This is a genomic window from Streptomyces sp. NPDC058459 (genome assembly GCF_042721685.1).
Lineage (GTDB): Bacteria > Actinomycetota > Actinomycetes > Streptomycetales > Streptomycetaceae > Streptomyces.
Window position 1 is genome coordinate 14,590 of sequence record NZ_JBHXLV010000022.1, and the last position, 19,013, is coordinate 33,602.

At 73.5% G+C, this 19,013-nt stretch carries 16 protein-coding genes and 1 riboswitch; of the genes, 11 read left to right on the plus strand and 5 right to left on the minus strand.

Annotation, left to right across the window (positions count from 1 at the left end; all coding sequences use genetic code 11):
- The first annotated feature begins 26 nt into the window (after window positions 1-26).
- The 4 genes from ACFWN1_RS07045 (at window position 27) to ACFWN1_RS07060 (ending at window position 4,828) form a co-directional block, all read left to right on the plus strand.
- On the plus strand, window positions 27-1,421 hold the full coding sequence (locus tag ACFWN1_RS07045; protein WP_384359029.1) for a M16 family metallopeptidase: 1,395 nt from the start codon (window positions 27-29) through the stop codon (window positions 1,419-1,421).
- Window positions 1,418-2,806 carry a M16 family metallopeptidase gene (locus tag ACFWN1_RS07050; protein WP_384359031.1) on the plus strand — a complete coding sequence of 463 codons (1,389 nt, stop codon included), beginning with the start codon at window positions 1,418-1,420 and terminating at the stop codon, window positions 2,804-2,806. Before ACFWN1_RS07045 ends, ACFWN1_RS07050 begins: the two co-directional genes overlap by 4 nt.
- Window positions 2,807-3,037: 231 nt before the next feature.
- Window positions 3,038-3,188: riboswitch (cyclic di-AMP (ydaO/yuaA leader) on the plus strand.
- A gap of 13 nt (window positions 3,189-3,201) precedes the next feature.
- The gene (locus ACFWN1_RS07055) at window positions 3,202-3,945 is read left to right on the plus strand and encodes a M23 family metallopeptidase (protein WP_384359033.1); all 744 of its coding nucleotides are present in this window, start codon (window positions 3,202-3,204) and stop codon (window positions 3,943-3,945) included.
- A gap of 190 nt (window positions 3,946-4,135) precedes the next feature.
- The gene (locus ACFWN1_RS07060; protein WP_384359035.1) at window positions 4,136-4,828 is read left to right on the plus strand and encodes a GntR family transcriptional regulator; all 693 of its coding nucleotides are present in this window, start codon (window positions 4,136-4,138) and stop codon (window positions 4,826-4,828) included.
- Window positions 4,829-5,043: 215 nt separating this feature from the next.
- Here ACFWN1_RS07060 and ACFWN1_RS07065 read toward each other — a convergent pair whose 3' ends face one another.
- Window positions 5,044-5,325: an HPr family phosphocarrier protein gene (locus ACFWN1_RS07065; RefSeq protein WP_384359036.1), complete on the minus strand. Its 282-nt coding sequence runs from the start codon at window positions 5,323-5,325 to the stop codon at window positions 5,044-5,046.
- Between the two features lie 187 nt (window positions 5,326-5,512).
- Between ACFWN1_RS07065 and ACFWN1_RS07070 the strand changes: the two genes are divergently transcribed.
- The 4 genes from ACFWN1_RS07070 (at window position 5,513) to ACFWN1_RS07085 (ending at window position 10,997) form a co-directional block, all read left to right on the plus strand.
- Window positions 5,513-8,314, plus strand: a complete 2,802-nt coding sequence (locus ACFWN1_RS07070) for a GNAT family N-acetyltransferase (protein WP_384359038.1) — start codon at window positions 5,513-5,515, stop codon at window positions 8,312-8,314.
- Between the two features lie 200 nt (window positions 8,315-8,514).
- Window positions 8,515-9,111: a DUF5998 family protein gene (locus ACFWN1_RS07075; RefSeq protein WP_384359040.1), complete on the plus strand. Its 597-nt coding sequence runs from the start codon at window positions 8,515-8,517 to the stop codon at window positions 9,109-9,111.
- The gene (locus tag ACFWN1_RS07080; protein WP_384359042.1) at window positions 9,111-10,301 is read left to right on the plus strand and encodes an alkaline phosphatase family protein; all 1,191 of its coding nucleotides are present in this window, start codon (window positions 9,111-9,113) and stop codon (window positions 10,299-10,301) included. The genes ACFWN1_RS07075 and ACFWN1_RS07080 overlap by 1 nt, the downstream gene beginning before the upstream one ends.
- A gap of 45 nt (window positions 10,302-10,346) precedes the next feature.
- Complete coding sequence (locus ACFWN1_RS07085) at window positions 10,347-10,997, plus strand: thymidine kinase (protein WP_384359044.1); 651 nt, start codon at window positions 10,347-10,349, stop codon at window positions 10,995-10,997.
- On the opposite strand, the gene ACFWN1_RS07090 is transcribed toward ACFWN1_RS07085, so the two are convergent.
- Complete coding sequence (locus ACFWN1_RS07090; protein WP_384359046.1) at window positions 10,998-11,798, minus strand: VOC family protein; 801 nt, start codon at window positions 11,796-11,798, stop codon at window positions 10,998-11,000. It lies immediately after the preceding gene.
- A gap of 287 nt (window positions 11,799-12,085) precedes the next feature.
- Between ACFWN1_RS07090 and ACFWN1_RS07095 the strand changes: the two genes are divergently transcribed.
- Complete coding sequence (locus ACFWN1_RS07095) at window positions 12,086-12,928, plus strand: sulfurtransferase (protein ID WP_384359048.1); 843 nt, start codon at window positions 12,086-12,088, stop codon at window positions 12,926-12,928.
- Window positions 12,929-12,974: 46 nt separating this feature from the next.
- Here the strand turns inward: ACFWN1_RS07095 and sepH are convergent, their stop codons facing one another.
- Entirely contained in the window at window positions 12,975-14,015 is a 1,041-nt protein-coding gene (gene sepH, locus ACFWN1_RS07100) for a septation protein SepH (RefSeq protein WP_384359050.1), read from the minus strand.
- A 492-nt stretch (window positions 14,016-14,507) separates the two neighbouring features.
- Here sepH and ACFWN1_RS07105 point away from each other — a divergent pair, with 492 nt between their 5' ends.
- Window positions 14,508-15,266, plus strand: coding sequence for a hypothetical protein (locus ACFWN1_RS07105; RefSeq protein WP_384359052.1), 759 nt, complete (start codon window positions 14,508-14,510; stop codon window positions 15,264-15,266).
- Here the strand turns inward: ACFWN1_RS07105 and ACFWN1_RS07110 are convergent.
- Both ACFWN1_RS07110 and ACFWN1_RS07115 read right to left on the minus strand, forming a co-directional pair.
- Complete coding sequence (locus tag ACFWN1_RS07110) at window positions 15,193-16,509, minus strand: D-arabinono-1,4-lactone oxidase (protein WP_384359054.1); 1,317 nt, start codon at window positions 16,507-16,509, stop codon at window positions 15,193-15,195. The genes ACFWN1_RS07105 and ACFWN1_RS07110 overlap by 74 nt on opposite strands.
- Complete coding sequence (locus ACFWN1_RS07115; protein WP_384359056.1) at window positions 16,469-17,707, minus strand: MFS transporter; 1,239 nt, start codon at window positions 17,705-17,707, stop codon at window positions 16,469-16,471. Before ACFWN1_RS07115 ends, ACFWN1_RS07110 begins: the two co-directional genes overlap by 41 nt.
- A gap of 175 nt (window positions 17,708-17,882) precedes the next feature.
- Between ACFWN1_RS07115 and ACFWN1_RS07120 the strand changes: the two genes are divergently transcribed.
- On the plus strand, window positions 17,883-19,010 hold the full coding sequence (locus ACFWN1_RS07120; protein ID WP_384359058.1) for a ferrochelatase: 1,128 nt from the start codon (window positions 17,883-17,885) through the stop codon (window positions 19,008-19,010).
- The last annotated feature ends 3 nt before the right edge of the window (window positions 19,011-19,013 follow it).

The window sequence follows — 19,013 nt, forward strand, 5'->3', positions numbered from 1 at the left end:
CCGCCACCGCTTGCGAAGGGACGTACATGCCCATGGGTCACACGACCACAGCCCAGGCAGGCTCCGGGGGCCTGACAGCGACCGAGCACCGCCTGGCCAACGGTCTGCGCGTGGTGCTCTCCGAGGACCACCTGACCCCGGTGGCCGCGGTCTGCCTCTGGTACGACGTCGGCTCACGCCACGAGGTCCCGGGCCGCACCGGCCTCGCGCACCTCTTCGAGCACCTGATGTTCCAGGGCTCGGGACAGGTCAAGGGCAACGGCCACTTCGAGCTGGTCCAGGGCGCCGGCGGCTCGCTCAACGGCACCACCAGCTTCGAACGCACCAACTACTTCGAGACGATGCCCGCGCACCAGCTCGAACTCGCCCTCTGGCTAGAGGCCGACCGCATGGGCTCGCTGCTGACCGCGCTGGACGACGAGTCGATGGAGAACCAGCGCGACGTCGTCAAGAACGAGCGCCGCCAGCGCTACGACAACGTCCCCTACGGCACCGCCTTCGAGAAGCTGACCGCCCTGGCCTACCCCGAGGGCCACCCCTACCACCACACCCCGATCGGCTCCATGGCCGACCTGGACGCGGCCACGCTGGAGGACGCCCGCGCGTTCTTCCGTACCTACTACGCGCCCAACAACGCGGTGCTCTCCGTGGTCGGCGACATCGACCCCGAGCAGACGCTCGCCTGGATCGAGAAGTACTTCGGCTCCATCCCCGGCCATGACGGCAAGCCCGCCCCGCGCGACGGCTCGCTGCCCGAGGTCATCGGGGACGAGCTGCGCGAGGTCGTCGTCGGGGAGGTCCCGGCGCGCGCCCTGATGGCCGCCTACCGGCTCCCGGAGGACGGCACGCGCGCGTCCGACGCGGCCGACCTCGCCCTCACCGTCCTCGGCGGCGGCGAGTCCTCCCGCCTCTACAACCGCCTGGTACGCCGCGACCGCACCGCCGTCGCCGCCGGGTTCGGGCTGCTCCGCCTGTCCGGCGCGCCTTCGCTCGGCTGGCTGGACGTGAAGACCTCCGGCGACGTCGAGGTCCCGGTCATCGAGGCCGCTGTCGACGAGGAGCTGGCCCGCTTCGCGGAGGAGGGCCCGACCCCCGAGGAGATGGAGCGCGCCCAGGCCCAGTTGGAGCGCGAGTGGCTGGACCGCCTCGGCACGGTCGCGGGCCGCGCCGACGAACTGTGCCGGTACGCCGTCCTGTTCGGCGACCCCCAGCTCGCCCTGACCGCCGTACAGCGCGTCCTCGACATCGCTCCCGAGGAGGTCCGCGAGGTCGCGAAGGCCCGCCTGCGCCCGGACAACCGCGCGGTGCTCGTCTACGAGCCGAGGTCCCCGGAGGCGGTCGAGGACACCGGCGTGCCCGACGACCCGGAGCACGAAGCGACCGTAGAGGCCGGCAACGACGACGAGGAGACGGCCAAGTGACCGAGCTCGCCCCCATGGAGTTCCACCCCCAGCCGCAGGCCGGCGAGGCCAAGCCGTGGGCGTTCCCGGCACCCGAGCGCGCCACGCTGGACAACGGCCTGACCGTGCTGCGCTGCCACCGTCCCGGCCAGCAGGTCGTCGCCGTCGAGGTACTGCTCGACGCCCCCCTGGACGCCGAGCCGACCGGTCTCGACGGTGTCGCCACCATTATGGCGCGCGCCTTCTCCGAGGGCACCGACAAGGACTCCGCCGAGGAGTTCGCCGCCGAGCTGGAGCGGGCCGGCGCCACGCTGGACGCGCACGCCGACCACCCCGGCGTCCGGCTCAGCCTGGAGGTGCCCGCCTCCCGCCTGGAGAAGGGCCTCACCCTGCTCGCGGACGCCCTGCGCGCCCCCGCCTTCGCGGAGAGCGAGATCGAGCGCCTGGTCCGCAACCGCCTGGACGAGATCCCGCACGAGCTGGCCAGCCCGGCCCGGCGCGCCGCGAAGGAGCTGTCCAAGGAGCTGTTCCCGGCCGCCGCGCGCATGTCCCGGCCGCGCCAGGGCACCGAGGAGACCGTCGAGAAGATCGACGCGGGCGCCGTCCGCGCCTTCTACGACCGCCATGTGCGTCCCGCCACCGCCACCGCGGTGGTCGTCGGCGACCTCGAAGGCATCGACCTCGACGCGCTGCTCGCCGACACCCTGGGCGCCTGGACGGGTACGCCCGGCCAGGCCCGCCCCGTGCCGCCGGTGACCGCCGACGACACCGGCCGCGTGGTCATCGTGGACCGGCCCGGCGCCGTGCAGACCCAGCTGCTCATCGGCCGCGTCGGCTCCGACCGGCACGACCGCGTGTGGCCCGCCCAGGTGCTCGGCACCTACTGCCTCGGCGGCACCCTCACCTCCCGCCTGGACCGAGTCCTGCGCGAGGAGAAGGGCTACACCTACGGCGTGCGTGCCTTCGGGCAGGTGCTGCGCTCCGCCCCCGACGGCACCGGCGCCTCGATGCTCGCCATCAGCGGCTCCGTGGACACCCCGAACACCGGCCCGGCGCTCGCGGACCTGTGGACGGTGCTGCACACGCTGGCGGCCGAGGGCCTTACCGACGCCGAGCGGGACGTGGCCGTGCAGAACCTCGTCGGGGTCGCCCCGCTGAAGTACGAGACGGCCGCCGCGGTCGCCGGCACGCTGGCCGACCAGGTCGAGCAGCATCTGGCGGACGACTTCCAGGCGGAGCTGTACCGCACGCTCGCCGCCACCGGCACCGTGGAGGCCACGGCCGCCGTGGTGAACGCCTTCCCGGCCGACCGGCTGGTGACGGTCCTGGTCGGCGACGCGGCCCAGATCGAGGAGTCCGTCGAGGCGCTGGGCATCGGCGAGGTCAAGGTGGTCACGGCCGAGTAGCCGAACCGGCACGCGCACGTGGGCCCTGATGGCACATGAGTCGCCAGGGCCCACACGCGTGTTCGGGAGCGTGCTCGAACAGCGGCCCCCGAATGTCCGGATTGCGAGGGGGTTCACCTCCCTGACGTGTGGGATGCGCTACAAAAGTCGGGACTCGTTTGAAGATCCGCTCCTGTCCCCTTTAGCTTCTTCCGGGCTGTTCGTCAGGCAGTGCGCCGCGCCCGCGGCACCGGACAGCCATCGCCGAGTCCCCTAGGGGAGCCGGGGACCCACCGCAGTCCCTGGGGTGAATCGGGCGCCCGCGCACGCGCGAGGGCGGCCGTAGGAGACCTTCCTGCTCCGAACCCGTCAGCTAACCCGGTAGGCGAGAGGGAAGGAAAGGACCACCCACGCTCATGGCGTTCCTGTGCGCCCCCGGGAAGCACCGCAAGCCCGGCCGGGTCAAGCGCACCGCAGCGACCGCGGCCGGTGTCGCGGCCCTCACCACCGGTGTCGTCGGTACCCTCGCGGTCTCCCCGGCACTCGCCGCGGACATCCCGGCCGAGAACACCGGCCTCACCCCCGTCATCACCCTCAGCGACACGCTCGGCGACGAGATCGCCGCGCAGGCCACCGCGCAGAAGGCGGCCGCCGACCGCAAGGCCGCCGAGGAGGCCGCGAAGCGCGCCGCCGCCGAGCGGGCCCGCGAGACCAGGGAGCGCGCCGCCCGCAAGGCCGAACGCGAGCGCCTCAGCTCCTTCGTCATGCCGGTCACCGGCTCCTACGTCTCCACCGCCTACCAGTCCTCCAGCTCCCTGTGGTCGTCCGGTTCGCACACCGGCATCGACTTCCACGCCGCCGCCGGCACCGCGGTCCACGCGGCCGGCGCCGGCACCGTGGTCTCCACCGGCTGGGGCGGGGCGTACGGCAACGAGGTCGTGATCAAGATGGCCGATGGCATGTACACCCAGTACGGCCACCTGTCCTCCATCGGCGTCAGCGTGGGCCAGCGGGTCGTCCCCGGCCAACAGATCGCGCTGTCCGGCGCGACCGGCAACGTCACGGGCCCGCATCTGCACTTCGAGGCCCGTACGAGCCCCGAGTACGGGTCCGATGTCGACCCTGTCGCCTATCTCCGCAAGCACGGCGTGCACGTCTGAATCCCGGTTCTCCCGAAAGCCCCGGCCCGCCAGGCCGGGGCTTTCGCCGTTTCCGAAGCCTTTCTCCGGCAAGGTGACCAAAAAACGGCCATGGATTCCGGTACGCCATCGGAAATCCCCGCGCATTGCCATAGAGTCACGGAACGGACGCTGTCACCGGCGTTTCGCGGGATCGAGGCGGAGGTGGGTCATGCGTATTCCGGCGCACTCGGTGTGCACGGCGATCCGGGACGACATCGTCGCCGGGGTCCACGCGCGCGGCGCCCGGCTCACCGAGGAGGTCCTCGCCCGCCGCTACGGCGTCTCCCGCGTCCCCGTCCGCGAGGCGCTGCGCACCCTGGAGGCCGAGGGCTTCGTGGTGACCCGGCGCCACGCGGGCGCCTGCGTGGCGGAGCCCAGCGAGCGGGAGGCCGCCGACCTGCTGGAGATGCGCCTGCTGCTGGAGCCGCTCGGTGCCGCGCGGGCCGCCCAGCGGCGCACCGAGGCCCATCTGAAGGTGCTGCGCGGCCTGGTCAGGCTGGGTCAGGAGCGGGCGCGGCTCGGCGACAGCGACGACCTGCGCGCGCTGGACGGCTGGTTCCACGAGACGCTCGCCCAGGCGTGCGGCAGCCAGGCGCTGACCTCGGCCCTCACCCAGCTGCGCCGCAAGATCGCCTGGATGTATCCCGACGAAGGACCCACCGGTCCGGTCGGCCCGTCGGAGACCTGGGCGGAGCACGGCGCGATCGTGGACGCGGTGACGCGTGGCGACGCCGAGCGCGCGCGGGCGGTCACGGCGCTGCACATCGAGCGCGCGACCGTCGCCCACCGGCCGCGCACCGCGGCCGCCGACCGCGTCCGGCACCCGCAACATGCTGTAAACACAGCGGGACTCCGGCATTAACACGGGCGCTGTATACAAAGAGGGATATTCGCGTGCCGGGCAATGGTGCTGCCCTTTTGCGGCGTGCCGTCAATTGCCGGCGGCACGCTTTTCGTGGTGCCCTGAATTATCCGTCCGAATTATCCGTCCGGGTTATCTGCCCGAGTCATCCGTCCTGCGAACAAAGAAGCCGCGCCGCCCGCAGAAGGGGCGACGCGGCTTCCGGCAAGGATCGGTCAGACCGTCTCGGGCAGCTCGTCCAGGCCCTCGGCGACCAGCTTGGCCAGCCGGTCCAGCGCGACGTCCGCGTCGTCGGCGTCGGAGGCGAGGACGATCTCCTCGCCACCCTGGGCACCCAGGCCCAGGACGGCCAGCATCGAGCCCGCGTTGACCGGGGTGCCGCCTGACTTGGCGATGGTGACCGGGACGCCTGTGGCCGTGGCGGCTCGGACGAAGATGGAAGCGGGGCGGGCGTGAAGGCCCTCGGCCCAGCCGACGTTGACGCGGCGCTCAGCCATGTGATGCTGCCCTTCAGTCTCTCAGGTTGTCTAGACCAGTTTCCCATATGGGGAACCGTGCCCGGAGTGGCACTTCACCTCTCCGGAGCCTCTTCCTGCCGGTCGCCGGACCGCGGCCTCGGCCCGACTTCCGTGTCCCACCCGCGGCCTCGCGCCGTACGTCCGCGCGAGCCGTACGCTGGGGCCCATGCAGACCCCGGCGGACCGGCAGGACCGGCACGAGTACCCCGCCCACTGGGAGGCGGACGTGGTCCTGCGCGACGGCGGGACCGCGCGTATCCGGCCCATCACCGCCGACGACGCCGACCGGCTGGTCAGCTTCTACGAGCAGGTGTCCGACGAGTCGAAGTACTACCGCTTCTTCGCGCCGTACCCCAGGCTCTCCGCCAAGGACGTGCACCGCTTCACGCATCACGACTTCGTGGACCGGGTGGGGCTCGCCGCCACCGTCGGCGGCGAGTTCATCGCCACCGTACGCTACGACCGCATCGGCGCCGACGGCATGGCCGCCTCCGCCCCCGCCGACGAGGCGGAGGTCGCCTTCCTGGTGCAGGACGCCCACCAGGGCCGGGGTGTCGCCTCCGCGCTGCTGGAGCACCTCGCGGCGGTCGCCCGCGAGCGCGGCATCCGGCGCTTCGCCGCCGAGGTGCTGCCCGCCAACACCAAGATGATCAAGGTGTTCACCGACGCCGGGTACACCCAGAAGCGCAGCTTCGAGGACGGTGTGGTCCGGCTGGAGTTCGGGCTCGAACCCACCGACCGCTCCATGGCCGTCCAGCGCGCGCGGGAGCAGCGCGCCGAGGCCCACTCGGTGCGGCGGCTGCTGGCCCCCGGCTCCGTCGCCGTCATCGGCGTCGGCCGCGCACCCGGCGGCGTCGGCCGCAGCGTCCTCGGCAACATCCGGGACGCCGGCTACCGGGGCCCGCTGTACGCGGTGAACAACGCCTTCCCGGACGGCTGTCACGAGGTCGACGGCGTCCCCGCCCACCGCTCGGTGCGGGAGATCGAGGGCCCGGTCGACGTGGCCGTGGTCGCCGTGCCGGCCGACGCGGTGCCCGCCGTTGTCACCGAGTGCGGCGAACACGGGGTGCAGGGACTCGTCGTACTGTCCGCCGGCTATGCCGAGAGCGGCCCCGAGGGGCGCGAGCGGCAGCGGGCCCTGGTCCGGCAGGCGCGGGCCTACGGCATGCGGATCATCGGCCCCAACGCCTTCGGCGTCATCAACACCGCCGAGGAGGTACGGCTCAACGCCTCCCTCGCCCCCGAGATGCCACGCCCCGGCCGCACCGGGATGTTCGCCCAGTCCGGCGCCATCGGCATAGCCCTCCTCTCCCGGCTGCACCGGCGCGGGGGAGGGGTCACCGGGGTCACGGGCGTGTCCACCTTCGTCTCCTCCGGCAACCGCGCCGACCTCTCCGGCAACGACCTCCTCCAGTACTGGTTCGACGACCCGGACACCGACGTCGTCCTCATGTACCTGGAGTCCATCGGCAACCCCCGCAAGTTCACCCGGCTCGCCCGGCGCACCGCCGCCGCCAAGCCGCTCGTCGTGGTGCAGGGCGCGGGCTCCGCCCCGCAGGGCCACGCGGTACGGGCCACCCACCTGCCGCACGCCACCGTGTCCGCGCTGCTCCGGCAGGCCGGGGTGATCCGGGTGGACACCATCACCGAACTCGTGGACGCCGGGCTGCTGCTGGCCCGCCAGCCGCTGCCCGCCGGGCCGCGCGTCGGCATCCTCGGCAACTCCGAGTCCCTCGGCAGCCTCACCTACGACCGGTGCCTGGCGGAGGGACTGCGGCCCGCCCGCCCGCTGGACCTGACCACCGGGGCCACCGCTGCCGACTTCCACCGGGCGCTCGCCCACGCCCTCGCGGACGACACCTGCGACGCCGTCGTGGTCACCGCCATCCCCGCCATCGGGGAGGGCTCCCCGGACGACGCCGAGCTGGCCGAGGCGCTGCGCTCGGCGGCCGCCGCCGTGCCGGGCAAGCCGGTGCTGGTCGTGCACGTCGAACTGGGCGGCCTCGCCGAGGCCCTGTCCGCCGCCACCAGTACCCACCCGCAGGCCGGCGCGCCAGTGCTGCCCCCCGTACCGGTGCCGGACGGGGCCGCCGACGAGGACAACCCGCGCCTGATCCCGGCCTACCCCGCCGCCGAGCGCGCCGTCCGCGCGCTGGCCGAGGCCGTCCGGTACGGCCAGTGGCGCCGGGAGGCCGCCGACCCCGGCAAGGTGCCCGAGTACGACGACATCGACGAGCGCAAGGCCGCCGAGATCATCGCCGGGCTGCTGGAACGCGGTGAGGGGCTCGCCGTCGCCCCCGAGGACACCCGCGAACTGCTCGCCACCTACGGCATCCACGTCCGCCCCGCGCTCCCCGCGCCCACCCCGGACGCGGCCTCCTCCGCCGCCCACTGCCTGGGCTACCCGGTCGCCCTCAAGGCCACCGCCCCGCACCTGCGACACCGCTCCGACCTCGGTGGGGTCCGGCTCGACCTCGCCGACGAGGAACGACTCCGCCGTGCCTACACCGAGTTGACCGAGCTGTTCGGCCCGCCCGGACAACTGCGGCCGGTGGTGCAGGCCATGGCACCCAGGGGTGTGGACACCGTCGTACGCGCGGTCATCGACCCGGCGGCCGGAGCGGTGCTGTCCTTCGGGCTGGCCGGGGCCGCCTCGCAGCTCCTGGACGACACGGCGCACCGGCTGGTCCCTGTCACCGACCGGGACGCCACCTCCCTGATCCGCTCCATCCGCACCGCCCCGCTGCTCTTCGGCTGGCGCGGCTCCACCCCCGTCGACACCCCCGCCCTGGAGCAGCTGCTGCTCCGGGTCTCCCGCCTGGTCGACGACCACCCCGAGGTGGTGGCCATCACCCTGGAACCCGTCGTGGTCGCCCCGCACGGCCTCACGGTCCTCGACGCCACGATCCGCCTGGCACCCCCACCCGCCCGCGACGACCTCGGGCCGCGCACACTGCCGTCGTACTGAGGACAGCGGACGGGGATCGCCGGCCGGCCGCCCGGGGACGAGCCGCCGGTGACCGTCGCCTTCGAGGCGGACGGTGGCGGCAGCCGGCCCGTGTCCTGCCTGATCGCCGCCGAGAGCGCCGAGGTGCGGCCCGGACCGGTCCGGCGGGGCGCCGACGGGTCCCTCCGACTGGCCCGGAGCGCCCCCACCCACGGATTAGGATGGACGCCATGGCCAAGACCAGTACGACGACCCAGGGGCTCCGCACGGCGATCGAGCGCAGCGGCTACTACCCGGCCCTCGTGGCCGAGGCGGTGGAGGCCGCTGTCGGCGGCGAGCCCGTCCGGTCGTACCTGGTCCACCAGGAGACCACGTTCGACCAGAACGAGGTCCGCCGCCATGTGACCGTCCTTGTGCTCACCGCCAACCGCTTCATCGTCAGCCACACCGACGAGCAGGCCGCCGACGGCACCTCCCCGACGCCGTACGCCACCACGTCGACGGAGTCCGTGAAGATCGGCCGGATCTCCTCCGTCGTGGTCAGCCGGGTGGTGGCCAACCCCGAGCAGTACACGCCGGGCACCCCGCCCCGCGAGGTCGTCCTCACCATCGGCTGGGGCGCGGTCAGCCGCCTCGACCTGGAGCCCGCGGCCTGCGGCGACCCCGACTGCGAGGCCGACCACGGCTATACCGGCAGCTCCACCGCCGACGACCTCAGCCTGCGGGTCAGTGAGGCCGGGGACGGCCCGGAGACCGTGCGCCAGGCGCTCGCCTTCGCGCAGGCCATCTCCGAGGCGACCGCGGACGTCACCCGCTGATGTCGCAGCCCTCGCCCTGGGACGCCCTGGAACCGCTCGCCCTGTCCTCCGCCCCGCTGCCCGAGTACGGCCACGGTTCCCTCGCCGACCTGCTGCCCACCCTCGCCGCCGGCCTGGGCGTGCCCGGACTGACCCCCACCATCACCGAGCTGACCCCCGCCGACCGGGTCTGCGTCTTCCTCGTCGACGGGCTCGGCTGGGACCTGCTGCGCGCCCACCCCGACGAGGCGCCGTTCCTGAACTCCCTGCTCGGCAGCTCGCGCGGCGGCACCGGCCGCCCGCTGACCGCCGGTTACCCCGCGACCACCGCGACCTCGCTCGGCTCCGTCGGCACCGGCCTGCCGCCCGGCGCGCACGGCCTGCCCGGCTACACGGTGCGCGACCCCGACACCGGCCGGCTGATGAACCAGCTCCGCTGGCAGCCCTGGACCCCGCCGCACGCCTGGCAGCCGTACCCGACCGTGTTCGAGCTGGCCGACCGCGCCGGGGTGCACGCCGCCCAGGTGTCGGCGCCCCACTTCCAGCACACCCCGCTGACCAAGGTCGCGCTCAGCGGCGGCACCTTCGTCGGCAGCCTCGCCGGCGAGGAGCGCATGGACCGCGCGGCCGAGCAGCTCGCCGCCGGGGACCGCTCGCTGGTCTACACGTACTACGCCGAACTCGACGGCGCCGGACACCGCTACGGCATCGGCTCCGACACCTGGCGCGGTCAGCTGATGTACGTCGACCGGCTCGCCCAGCGGCTGGCCGAGCAACTCCCGCCGCGCAGCGCGCTCTACGTCACCGCCGACCACGGCATGATCGACATCCCCTTCGACGAGGAGCACCGCATCGACTTCGACGAGGACTGGGAACTGCGCGCCGGCGTCTCCCTCCTCGGCGGCGAGGGCCGCGCCCGCCACGTCTACGCGGTGCCCGGCGCCGCGAACGACGTGCTGACCTGCTGGCGCGAGGTGCTCGGCGACCGCTTCTGGATCGCCTCCCGCGACGAGGCGGTCCGGGCGGGCTGGTTCGGGCCGCACGTGGACGAGCGCGTGTACCCGAGAATCGGTGACGTGGTCGCCGCCGCGTACGACGACGTGCTGATCACCGCCTCCGAGCGCGAGCCCAAGGAGTCGCTGATGGTGGGCAACCACGGCTCGATGACCCCGGCCGAGCAGCTGATCCCCCTCCTCGAAGTCCGCGCCTGACCCTCCCCCGACCGTCTCGACTCGCCGAAAGGTGCTCAACCCCTCATGCCCGAGCTGGTGTTCTTCTCCGGAACGATGGACTGCGGGAAGTCGACCCTGGCTCTGCAGATCGAGCACAACCGCTCGGCGCGAGGACTCCAGGGCCTGATCTTCACCCGGGACGACCGCGCCGGCCAGGGCAAGCTGTCCTCCCGCCTCGGCCTGGTCACGGACGCGGTCGAGGCGATGCCGGGCATGGACCTGTACGGCCATGTCGTGGCCGTGATGTCACGCGGCGGCAAGGTCGACTACGTGATCGTGGACGAGGCCCAGTTCCTCGGCCCCGAGCAGATCGACCAGCTGGCCCGCGTGGTGGACGACCTGGACCTGGACGTCTTCGCCTTCGGCATCACCACCGACTTCCGCACCAAGCTCTTCCCCGGCTCCCAGCGCCTGATCGAACTCGCGGACCGGATAGAGACCCTCCAGGTGGAGGCGATGTGCTGGTGCGGCGCCCGCGCCACCCACAACGCCCGCACGGTCGGCGGCGAGATGGTCGTGGAGGGCGAGCAGGTGGTGATCGGCGATGTGAACCGCCCGGCCACGGCCGTCGGCTACGAGGTCCTGTGCCGCCGCCACCACCGCCGCCGCATGACGGCCGCCGCCACCCAGGCCGGCGCCCTGTCCCCGGACGTCCTGCCGGTCACCTCCGGCTGACTACCCGCGCGGCCGGGGCACGGTCCCTGGCCTGCGGGCCACGCCGAACCGCGCCCCCTGCGGATCGGCCACCGTGGCGACTCTGCCGTACGGGCCGTCGTGGGCCGGTTCCAGCACCCGGCCGCCGAGGTCCAGCACCTGCCGGACGGTGGCGTCGGTGTCCGTCACCTCGAAGTGCGGCAGCCAGTGTGCGCCCAGGGCGCGGGGGAGGGCCTGGCCCATGCCGCGCAGGGCCACCACCGGGCGCCCGCCGCTGCGCAGGGTGATGTGGTCCGGGGCGGACGGGGGCTCCGCCTCGTAGCCGAACACCCGGGCGTAGAACGTCGTCACGCGCACCGCCGACACGGTCCGCAGCTCGTTCCACGCGGGGAGGCCCGGCCCGCCGCGGCCTGCCGGGGCGGGGTGCGCCCAGTCGGTGCAGAAGCCGAAGACCGCGCCGGACGGGTCGGCGGCGATGGCCATCCGGCCGCTCTCGCCCGCGTCCAGCGGGCCCACCGCCACCGTGCCGCCGGACAGCCGCACCCGCTCGGCCGTGCGGTCCACGTCGTCCGAGGCGAGGTAGGGCGTCCAGGCCGCCGCAAGGTCGGCGCCCGGGGGCAGTTGGGCGATGACCGCCACCTCCCGGCCGCCCAGTGAGGCCCGCACCTGGCGGCCGGGCTGGCCGGGCCGGAACTCCCAGCCGAACAGGGCCCCGTAGAACTCCTCGGCGGCGCCCGCCGCCGGCGTCATCAGGCTCACCCAGCACGGGGTGCCGGGCGCGTGCGGCGCTCGTGGGCCGGCCGACTCCGGTGCCTCGGTCATCGCTCACTCTCTCTCCGGCCCCTCATGGGGGCCGTGTCGCATCCGCTCTCCGAGGGCGGGGCCGGGTCGGCCGGCGCCCGCGGGGACGTGCAGCCACGGGTACGGGGCGGCACGCGGTCCGGCGGAAGGTCCGGCCGTCCGCCGTTCGTCGCGCGGGCGATGACCGGCGAGTGCCGCCGAACGCACACTGTGTGCCCGATACCGTACGCCGTGTGACCGGTGCTGTCCGGCCGAGCGGAGTAGTGGGAGCCGGGCGTGGCGGCCACCCGGTGCGCGAGGATGGCGTCATGACAGTCATCATCACCGCCGGTGAACTCGCCCGGACCCTGGCCGGACCGACCCCGCCGACGCTGCTGGACCTGCGCTGGCAGCTGAGCGCGCCGGACGCCCCCGCCTTCGACGCCCGCGCCGCCTACGAGGCCGGACACCTACCCGGCGCGGTCTTCGTCGACCTGAACCGCGAGCTGGCCGCGCCCCCCGGCCCGCGTGGCCGCCATCCCCTGCCGGACATCGCCGGGTTCGGCGCCGCGATGCGCCGCGCGGGTGTGTCCGCCGGCACCCCGGTCGTCGTGTACGACGGCGGGCAGGGCTGGGCGGCCGCCCGCGCCTGGTGGCTGCTGCACGCGACGGGTCACCCGGACGTGAGAGTGCTCGACGGCGGGTTGACGGCATGGGAGGGCCCGCTGTCCACGGCGGTACCGGCCCCGGCCGAGGGCGACTTCGAGCCGCTGCCGGAGCCGGCCGGGGTGCTCGACGCGGACGGTGCGGCCGAACTGGCCGGTACGGGCGTCCTGCTGGACGCGCGCGCGGGGGAGCGGTACCGGGGCGAGGTGGAGCCCATCGACCGGGTCGGCGGCCACATCCCGGGCGCGCTGTCGGCGCCGACGACGGAGAACGTGGGCCCCGGCGGCCGCTTCGTGCCCGCCGCCGACCTCCGCGACCGCTTCAAGGCGCTCGGCGTCTCCGGGGACGCGCCGGTCGGCGTCTACTGCGGTTCCGGCGTCTCCGGCGCCCACGAGGTACTGGCCCTCGCGGTCGCCGGCATCCCGGCCGCGCTGTACGTGGGTTCCTGGTCGGAGTGGTCAGCGGACCCGTCCCGCCCGGTCGCGGTCGGCCCGGACCCCCGCTAGCGGTGTACAGGGTGGAGTGCGGCCGCACTTCACCCTGCCCGCGCGGCTAATCCTGTTTCTTGCGCCGGGTCCCGAACACGATCTCGTCCCAGCTCGGCACGGCGGCCCGGCGCCCGGGGCGGACTCCGTCGGCCTCGGCCTGACGGTCCGTCGCGCCGGTCAGCCGGTCCCGGTGGCTGGAGACGGCACGGGGCATGAGCACATCCGCGTAGGCGGAACCGGCCGACGCCGCGGGGGCGGGGGGCTCCTCCTCCATGACCTCCTCGGCCGGCTCCTCCGGGGGTTCCGGCGGCCGCTCCGGCACCACCAGATCGCCCCGGAAGCTCGGCACGGCCTCCAGCAGGCTGGTGAGTGAGTCGCGTTCGCCCGTGCTCTCCTCGGCGGGCTCGGACGGCTGCGCGGGCAGGCTGAGCCGCTCGCGGTCGACCCGCTCCAGAGCACGGTCCATGCCACGGTCGCGCGGCAGCCGCGCGATACGCGGGACGAACGGGAAGCTGGGCTCCGCCACCGCGAGGTCGTCGGACTCGCCGATCAGCGAGCGCGCCTCGTCGTCGACGGCCTGGACGAGCCGCCGGGGCGGGTCGTACGTCCAGCTCGCCGAGTGCGGTTCGCCCGCGACCAGATAGACGAGCAGGACTTCCCAGGTGCCGTCGTCGCGGCGCCAGGAGTCCCACTGCACGGTGTCCTTCTCGGCCCCGCGCAGCAACAGCCGCTCCTGCACGGCCTCGCCGAGCGGCGGGCCGGAGTTCTCGCCGGGACGGCGGACGGAGGTCTTGCGGGCGCGCTCGGCCATGAAGGCGCGCTCGGCGAGCACCGGACCCTCGAAGCGGCGGACCCGGTCGACCGGGATACCGGCGAGCGTGGCGACCTCTTCCGCGGTGGCGCCCGCTCGTATCCGCGCCTGGATGTCGCGGGGGCGGAGGTGGCTCTCCACCTCGATCTCGATCTGGCCGAGGCGGGGGCGGTCACCGCGCACGGCGGCGCGCAGCCGCTCGTCGATCGGAAGGGTGTACTCCGTCGCGTCGGCAGCCTTGAGCACCAGCCGTGTGCCGTCATTCGAGACGGCCACGACACGCAGTTCGGGCATGGGGACCTCCCGGATGGTGCCTGCCGACGTCACGTGCGTCGCTGCTTCCGCTAGTCGAGTGTGGCCTGCCCGAGCGCAACCTGCCACAACCTTGCCGAGTTGCCCGGCGTGTCGGACGCGATCCGAGCACCGCCGTTATGGCACGGTTACCTATTTGCAACGCTGAGTGACGAACTCCCTCACCCTGTGCAACTTTCCCCCTCCTGGCGGCCCTGCGGGGCTGCGGACATCCCGATGGGACACCCGTGCCCAGGGGTCGCAACAGTACTCCATTCGGGCCATGTGCGTGGTTCGGCACGCCGCTCAACTTCAGCCGGGGGGTGCGACTTGGCCGCCCATGGGCGGGTTCCGGCGCCCTTCCGGCGCTCACTAACGTGGCGAAGTTCACGCAATACGGTGAAACGGAACTATTGGTTTCGTTCGTACGTCACTCACTCGTCACACGTCGGCAGGTGTCGACGCCGAGCAAGGGAAAGGCGGCGGGTTCCGGGTATGCGTGAGACGCCCGATGCGGGTCGGAAGCGGTTCGACCTGAACGTCCCCCAGGTCGCGGGCGGCGCGCTCGCGGCGGTCGTGGCGGCCAAGATGGCCTCCTATTTCGGGGTGTACGGGACGATTCTGGGCGCCGGGGTGGTCAGCGTCGTCGCCACCTGCGGCGGCTCGGTCCTCCAGCAGTTCTTCAGCCGCACGGGGGAGCAGCTCCGCGAGGCCAGGGACACCACCCGGCCGCGTACCGCCGTCGCCGCGGGGCACCCGGAGCCGGTGGCGGGCGAGTTCACCGAGGGCACCGTCCACCGGGCGAAGGCCAGGAGCTGGAAGCGGCCGCTGCTCGCCGCCGCCCTGGTCTTCGGCGTCACCATGGGCGGCATCACCGCCTACGAGGCGGCCTCCGGCACCAGCTTCAGCGGCGGCTCCGGCACCACCGTCAGCGACGCGGTCGGCGGCCGGAACTCCTCCCACCACCAGCGCCGGGACGACGACCCCACGCCGGTGAACACGCCGCCCGGCACGGCGGGCCCCACCGGGGAGACCCCGGCCGGAGACGGCTCCTCCACCACCGGGCCGACGACGCCCGAGCCCACCCGGACCCCCGGCGACGGGCCGGGCACCACGCCCGGCCAGGACGCGACCAGCCCGGCCCCCACGCCGGGCGAGGGCACGACCGGCCAGGCGCCCACTACCCCAGAACCCTCCGCAAGTAGTCGTTCTGGAACAGCCGTTCCGGGTCCAGCCGGTTCCGCAGCGCCGTGAACTCGGTGAAGCGCGGATACACCCCTTCGAGGTACCCCGCGTTCCGTGTGTGCACCTTCGCCCAGTGCGGCCGGCCCTCGTGGGCGGTGAACACGCGCTCCGCCGCGCTGAAGTACGCCTGATACGGGGTGCCCCGGAACATGTGCACGGCGATGTACGCGCTGTCCCGGCCCGAGGCGGTGGACAGCGCGATGTCGTCGGCCGGGGCGGTGCGCACCTCGACCGGGAAGCCGGTCCGCAGCCCCGACCGCTCGATCACCGTCCTCAGCTCGCGCAGCGTCTCGGCCAGGGCCGCACGCGGCACCGCGTACTCCATCTCGACGAAGCGCACCCGGCGCGGCGAGGTGAACACCCGGTACGGGATGTCGGTGTACGACCGCGCGGACAGCGCCCGGCTGGCGACCTGGGCGATGGCCGGGACGGAGACGGGGGCGGCGCGCCCCACCCACTGGGCCACCTGGAAGACGCCGTTGGACAGGAACTCGTCCTCGAACCAGCCGGCCACCCGCCCCACCGGCCGTGCGGGGCCCTCGCTGCGGTTGTTGCGCTTGGTGTTGGTGCTGCCGGTGTGCGGGAACCAGTAGAACTCGAAGTGCTCGTTCTCCGCCCAGAGTTGATCGAACTCGGCCAGTACCCGGTCCAGTGGCATCGGCTCCTCGCGCGCGGTGAGCAGGAAGAGCGGCTCGACGGCGAAGGTCAGCGCGGTGACGACACCCAGCGCGCCGAGGCCGATCCGGGCGGCCGCGAAGATCTCCGGGTTCTGCCCGGCGGAACAGGTGAGCACCGAGCCGTCGGCGGTGACCAGTTCGAGCCCCGTGATCTGGGCGGCGATGGAGCCGGACTCCCGGCCGGTGCCGTGGGTGCCGGTGCTGGTGGCCCCGGCGACGGTCTGCTCCATGATGTCGCCCATGTTGGTGAGCGACAGACCCTCGCGCGCCAGGGCCGCGTTGAGCCGCTTCAGCGGGGTGCCCGCCTCGACCGTGACGGTCATGGCGGTGCGGTCGATCGCGCGGATGCCGGTCAGCAGGTCGGGGCGGATCAGCACCCCGTCCGTGGTGGCGACGGAGGTGAAGGAGTGCCCGGCGCCCACCGCCTTGACGCGCAGCCCCCGCTCGGCGGCCGCGCGTACCTCAGCGGCCAGCTCCTCCACCGAGGCCGGCGTCACCTGCCGGGCGGGCCGGGCGGTCACATTGCCGCCCCAGTTACGCCAGGTGCCGTTCTTCCCGTTCGCCGTGCTGCTCAACGGTGCCTCCCCGCCCCGAGACCGGCCTGCGCAGCCGGCGGTACCCGAGGAAACCGACCACGACCGCGGCGGCCCCGGCGACCACCGGGACCCCGTACCCGGCACGCGCGCCGGCCGCGTCGATCACCCAGCCCGCCACGGCGGAGCCGAGCGCGACCCCGACCGCCAGACCGGTGCCCACCCAGGTCATGCCCTCGGTGAGGTTCGCGCGAGGTACGTGCTTTTCGATGAGGGACATCGTCGTGATCATCGTCGGCGCGATGGACAGCCCCGCAACGAACAGCGCCACGGCCAGAAGTGCCAGGTTTCCGACCAGTAGGAGTGGGATCATACTCATGGCCATCGCGCTCACGCCCAGCAGCCACCGGCGCTGCGGCGGACCGGAGAGGCGCAGCAGGCCGAAGACCAGGCCCGCGAGGCACGACCCGGCCGCGTAGACCGCGAGGACCAGGCTGGCCGCCCCCTTGTGGCCGCGTTCGTCGGCGAAGGCGACGGTGACCACGTCGATCGCGCCGAAGATCGTGCCCGTGGCCACGAAGGTCGCCACCAGGACCTGGAGTCCCGGGGAGCGCAGCGCGCTGCCCCCGCCGTGGTGCTCGCGCGGGTGCGGCACCGGCTCGGTGGCGCGCTGGGAGGTGAGCCAGAAGACGCCGGCGGCCAGACAGCAGGCCGCGAGCAGCGGGCCCGCCTCCGGGAACCAGGCCGTGGACAGGCCGATGGAGAGGATCGGCCCGACGATGAAGCAGACCTCGTCGACGACCGACTCGAACGAGTAGGCGGTGTGCAGCCGTGGATCGCCGCCGTACAGCGCGGCCCAGCGGGACCGGATCATCGCGCCCAGGCTGGGCACGGCACCGACCCCGGCGGCGAAGGCGAACAGCGTCCAGTCGGGCAGACCGAAGTGGGCGGCGAGCAGCAGCCCGGCGCCCGCGGTGAGCGCCACCAGGGTCGCGGGGCGCAGCACCCGGCGCTGGCCGTGCCGGTCCACCAGCCGGGATATCCGCGGCCCCAGCACGGCGGCGGACAGCGCCATGGTGGCCGAGAGCGCGCCCGCCAGCCCGTAGCGCCCGGTGAGCTGGGAGATCATCGTGACCACGCCGATGCCCATCATCGACAGCGGCATCCGCCCGACGAGGCCCGCGGCGGAGAAGCTCTTGGTGCCCGGTTCGGTGAACAGGGCTCGGTAGGGGCTGGGCACGCGGGACTCCGTCTGGACTGTTCGGTAAGGCGCGAAGAAGGTGGATACAGCTTACGAGTCAGGCACCCTAATGCAGCCGGGCAGCGCTCCGGGCATACCCGCGCGAAGTCCCGCTCTCCCGGCGCACCCCTCGTGCCGTTTCACCCCTGTCGGTGGCGGGTGGCAGGATCGAGTCATGTCAGACGCACTCGATGTGACTCCTTACGACGCCCTTCTCCTGCTCTCCTTCGGCGGCCCCGAGGGGCCGGACGACGTGGTCCCGTTCCTGGAGAACGTCACGCGGGGCCGCGGCATCCCCAAGGAACGGCTCAAGGAGGTCGGGCAGCACTACTTCCTGTTCGGCGGGGTCAGCCCGATCAACGAGCAGAACCGTGAGCTGCTGGACGCCCTGCGCAAGGACTTCGCCGGCCACGGTCTCGATCTGCCGGTCTACTGGGGCAACCGCAACTGGCAGCCGTACCTCACCGACACCCTGCGCGAGCTGACCGCCGACGGCCGCCGCCGCGTCCTGGTCCTCGCCACCAGCGCCTACGCCTCCTACTCGGGCTGCCGCCAGTACCGGGAGAACCTGGCCGACGCGCTCGCCACGCTGGAGGCCGAGGGGCTGACGCCGCCGAAGGTCGACAAGCTGCGGCACTACTTCAACCACCCCGGCTTCATCGAGCCCATGGCCGACGGCGTCCTTCGCTCGCTGGCGGACCTGCCCGAAGAGGTCCGCGACGGCGCCCACCTCGCCTTCACCACCCACTCCATCCCGACCGCGTCCGCCGACACCTCCGGTCCCCCGGACGACCACGGGGACGGCGGCGCCTATGTCGCCCAGCACCTCGACGTGGCCCGGCTGATCGCCGACGCCGTCCGGGAGCGCACCGGGGTGGACCACCCCTGGCAGCTCGTCTACCAGTCCCGCTCCGGCGCCCCGCACATCCCCTGGCTGGAGCCGGACATCTGCGACCACCTGGAGGAGCGGCACGCCGCCGGCGCCCCGGCCGTGGTCATGGCCCCCATCGGCTTCGTCTCCGACCACATGGAGGTCCTCTACGACCTCGACACCGAGGCCACGGCCAGGGCGGCGGAGCTGGGCCTGCCGGTGCGCCGCTCGGCCACCGTGGGCGCCGACCCCCGCTTCGCGGCCGCCGTCCGCGACCTCGTCGTGGAGCGCGCCGAGACCGAGCGCGGCGGGGCGGTCACGCCGTGCGTCCTGGGCGCGCTCGGCGCGAGCCACGACGTGTGCCCGGTCGGCTGCTGCCCGGCCAGGGCCCCGCGCCCGGCCGCCGCGGGCGCCGACAGCCCCTACGCGTGAGGA

What these genes read in the sequence shown, in the direction of transcription:
- ACFWN1_RS07070 (WP_384359038.1), top strand. Translation starts at nt 5,513, where the DNA reads ATGCAGACCCCGGCGGACCGGCAGGACCGGCACGAGTACCCCGCCCAC.
- ACFWN1_RS07045 (WP_384359029.1), top strand. Translation starts at nt 27, where the DNA reads ATGCCCATGGGTCACACGACCACAGCCCAGGCAGGCTCCGGGGGCCTG.
- ACFWN1_RS07055 (WP_384359033.1), top strand. Translation starts at nt 3,202, where the DNA reads ATGGCGTTCCTGTGCGCCCCCGGGAAGCACCGCAAGCCCGGCCGGGTC.
- ACFWN1_RS07060 (WP_384359035.1), top strand. Translation starts at nt 4,136, where the DNA reads ATGCGTATTCCGGCGCACTCGGTGTGCACGGCGATCCGGGACGACATC.
- ACFWN1_RS07105 (WP_384359052.1), top strand. Translation starts at nt 14,508, where the DNA reads ATGCGTGAGACGCCCGATGCGGGTCGGAAGCGGTTCGACCTGAACGTC.
- ACFWN1_RS07065 (WP_384359036.1), bottom strand. Translation starts at nt 5,325, where the DNA reads ATGGCTGAGCGCCGCGTCAACGTCGGCTGGGCCGAGGGCCTTCACGCC.
- ACFWN1_RS07090 (WP_384359046.1), bottom strand. Translation starts at nt 11,798, where the DNA reads ATGACCGAGGCACCGGAGTCGGCCGGCCCACGAGCGCCGCACGCGCCC.
- ACFWN1_RS07080 (WP_384359042.1), top strand. Translation starts at nt 9,111, where the DNA reads ATGTCGCAGCCCTCGCCCTGGGACGCCCTGGAACCGCTCGCCCTGTCC.
- ACFWN1_RS07085 (WP_384359044.1), top strand. Translation starts at nt 10,347, where the DNA reads ATGCCCGAGCTGGTGTTCTTCTCCGGAACGATGGACTGCGGGAAGTCG.
- ACFWN1_RS07095 (WP_384359048.1), top strand. Translation starts at nt 12,086, where the DNA reads ATGACAGTCATCATCACCGCCGGTGAACTCGCCCGGACCCTGGCCGGA.
- ACFWN1_RS07075 (WP_384359040.1), top strand. Translation starts at nt 8,515, where the DNA reads ATGGACGCCATGGCCAAGACCAGTACGACGACCCAGGGGCTCCGCACG.
- ACFWN1_RS07120 (WP_384359058.1), top strand. Translation starts at nt 17,883, where the DNA reads ATGTCAGACGCACTCGATGTGACTCCTTACGACGCCCTTCTCCTGCTC.
- sepH (WP_384359050.1), bottom strand. Translation starts at nt 14,015, where the DNA reads ATGCCCGAACTGCGTGTCGTGGCCGTCTCGAATGACGGCACACGGCTG.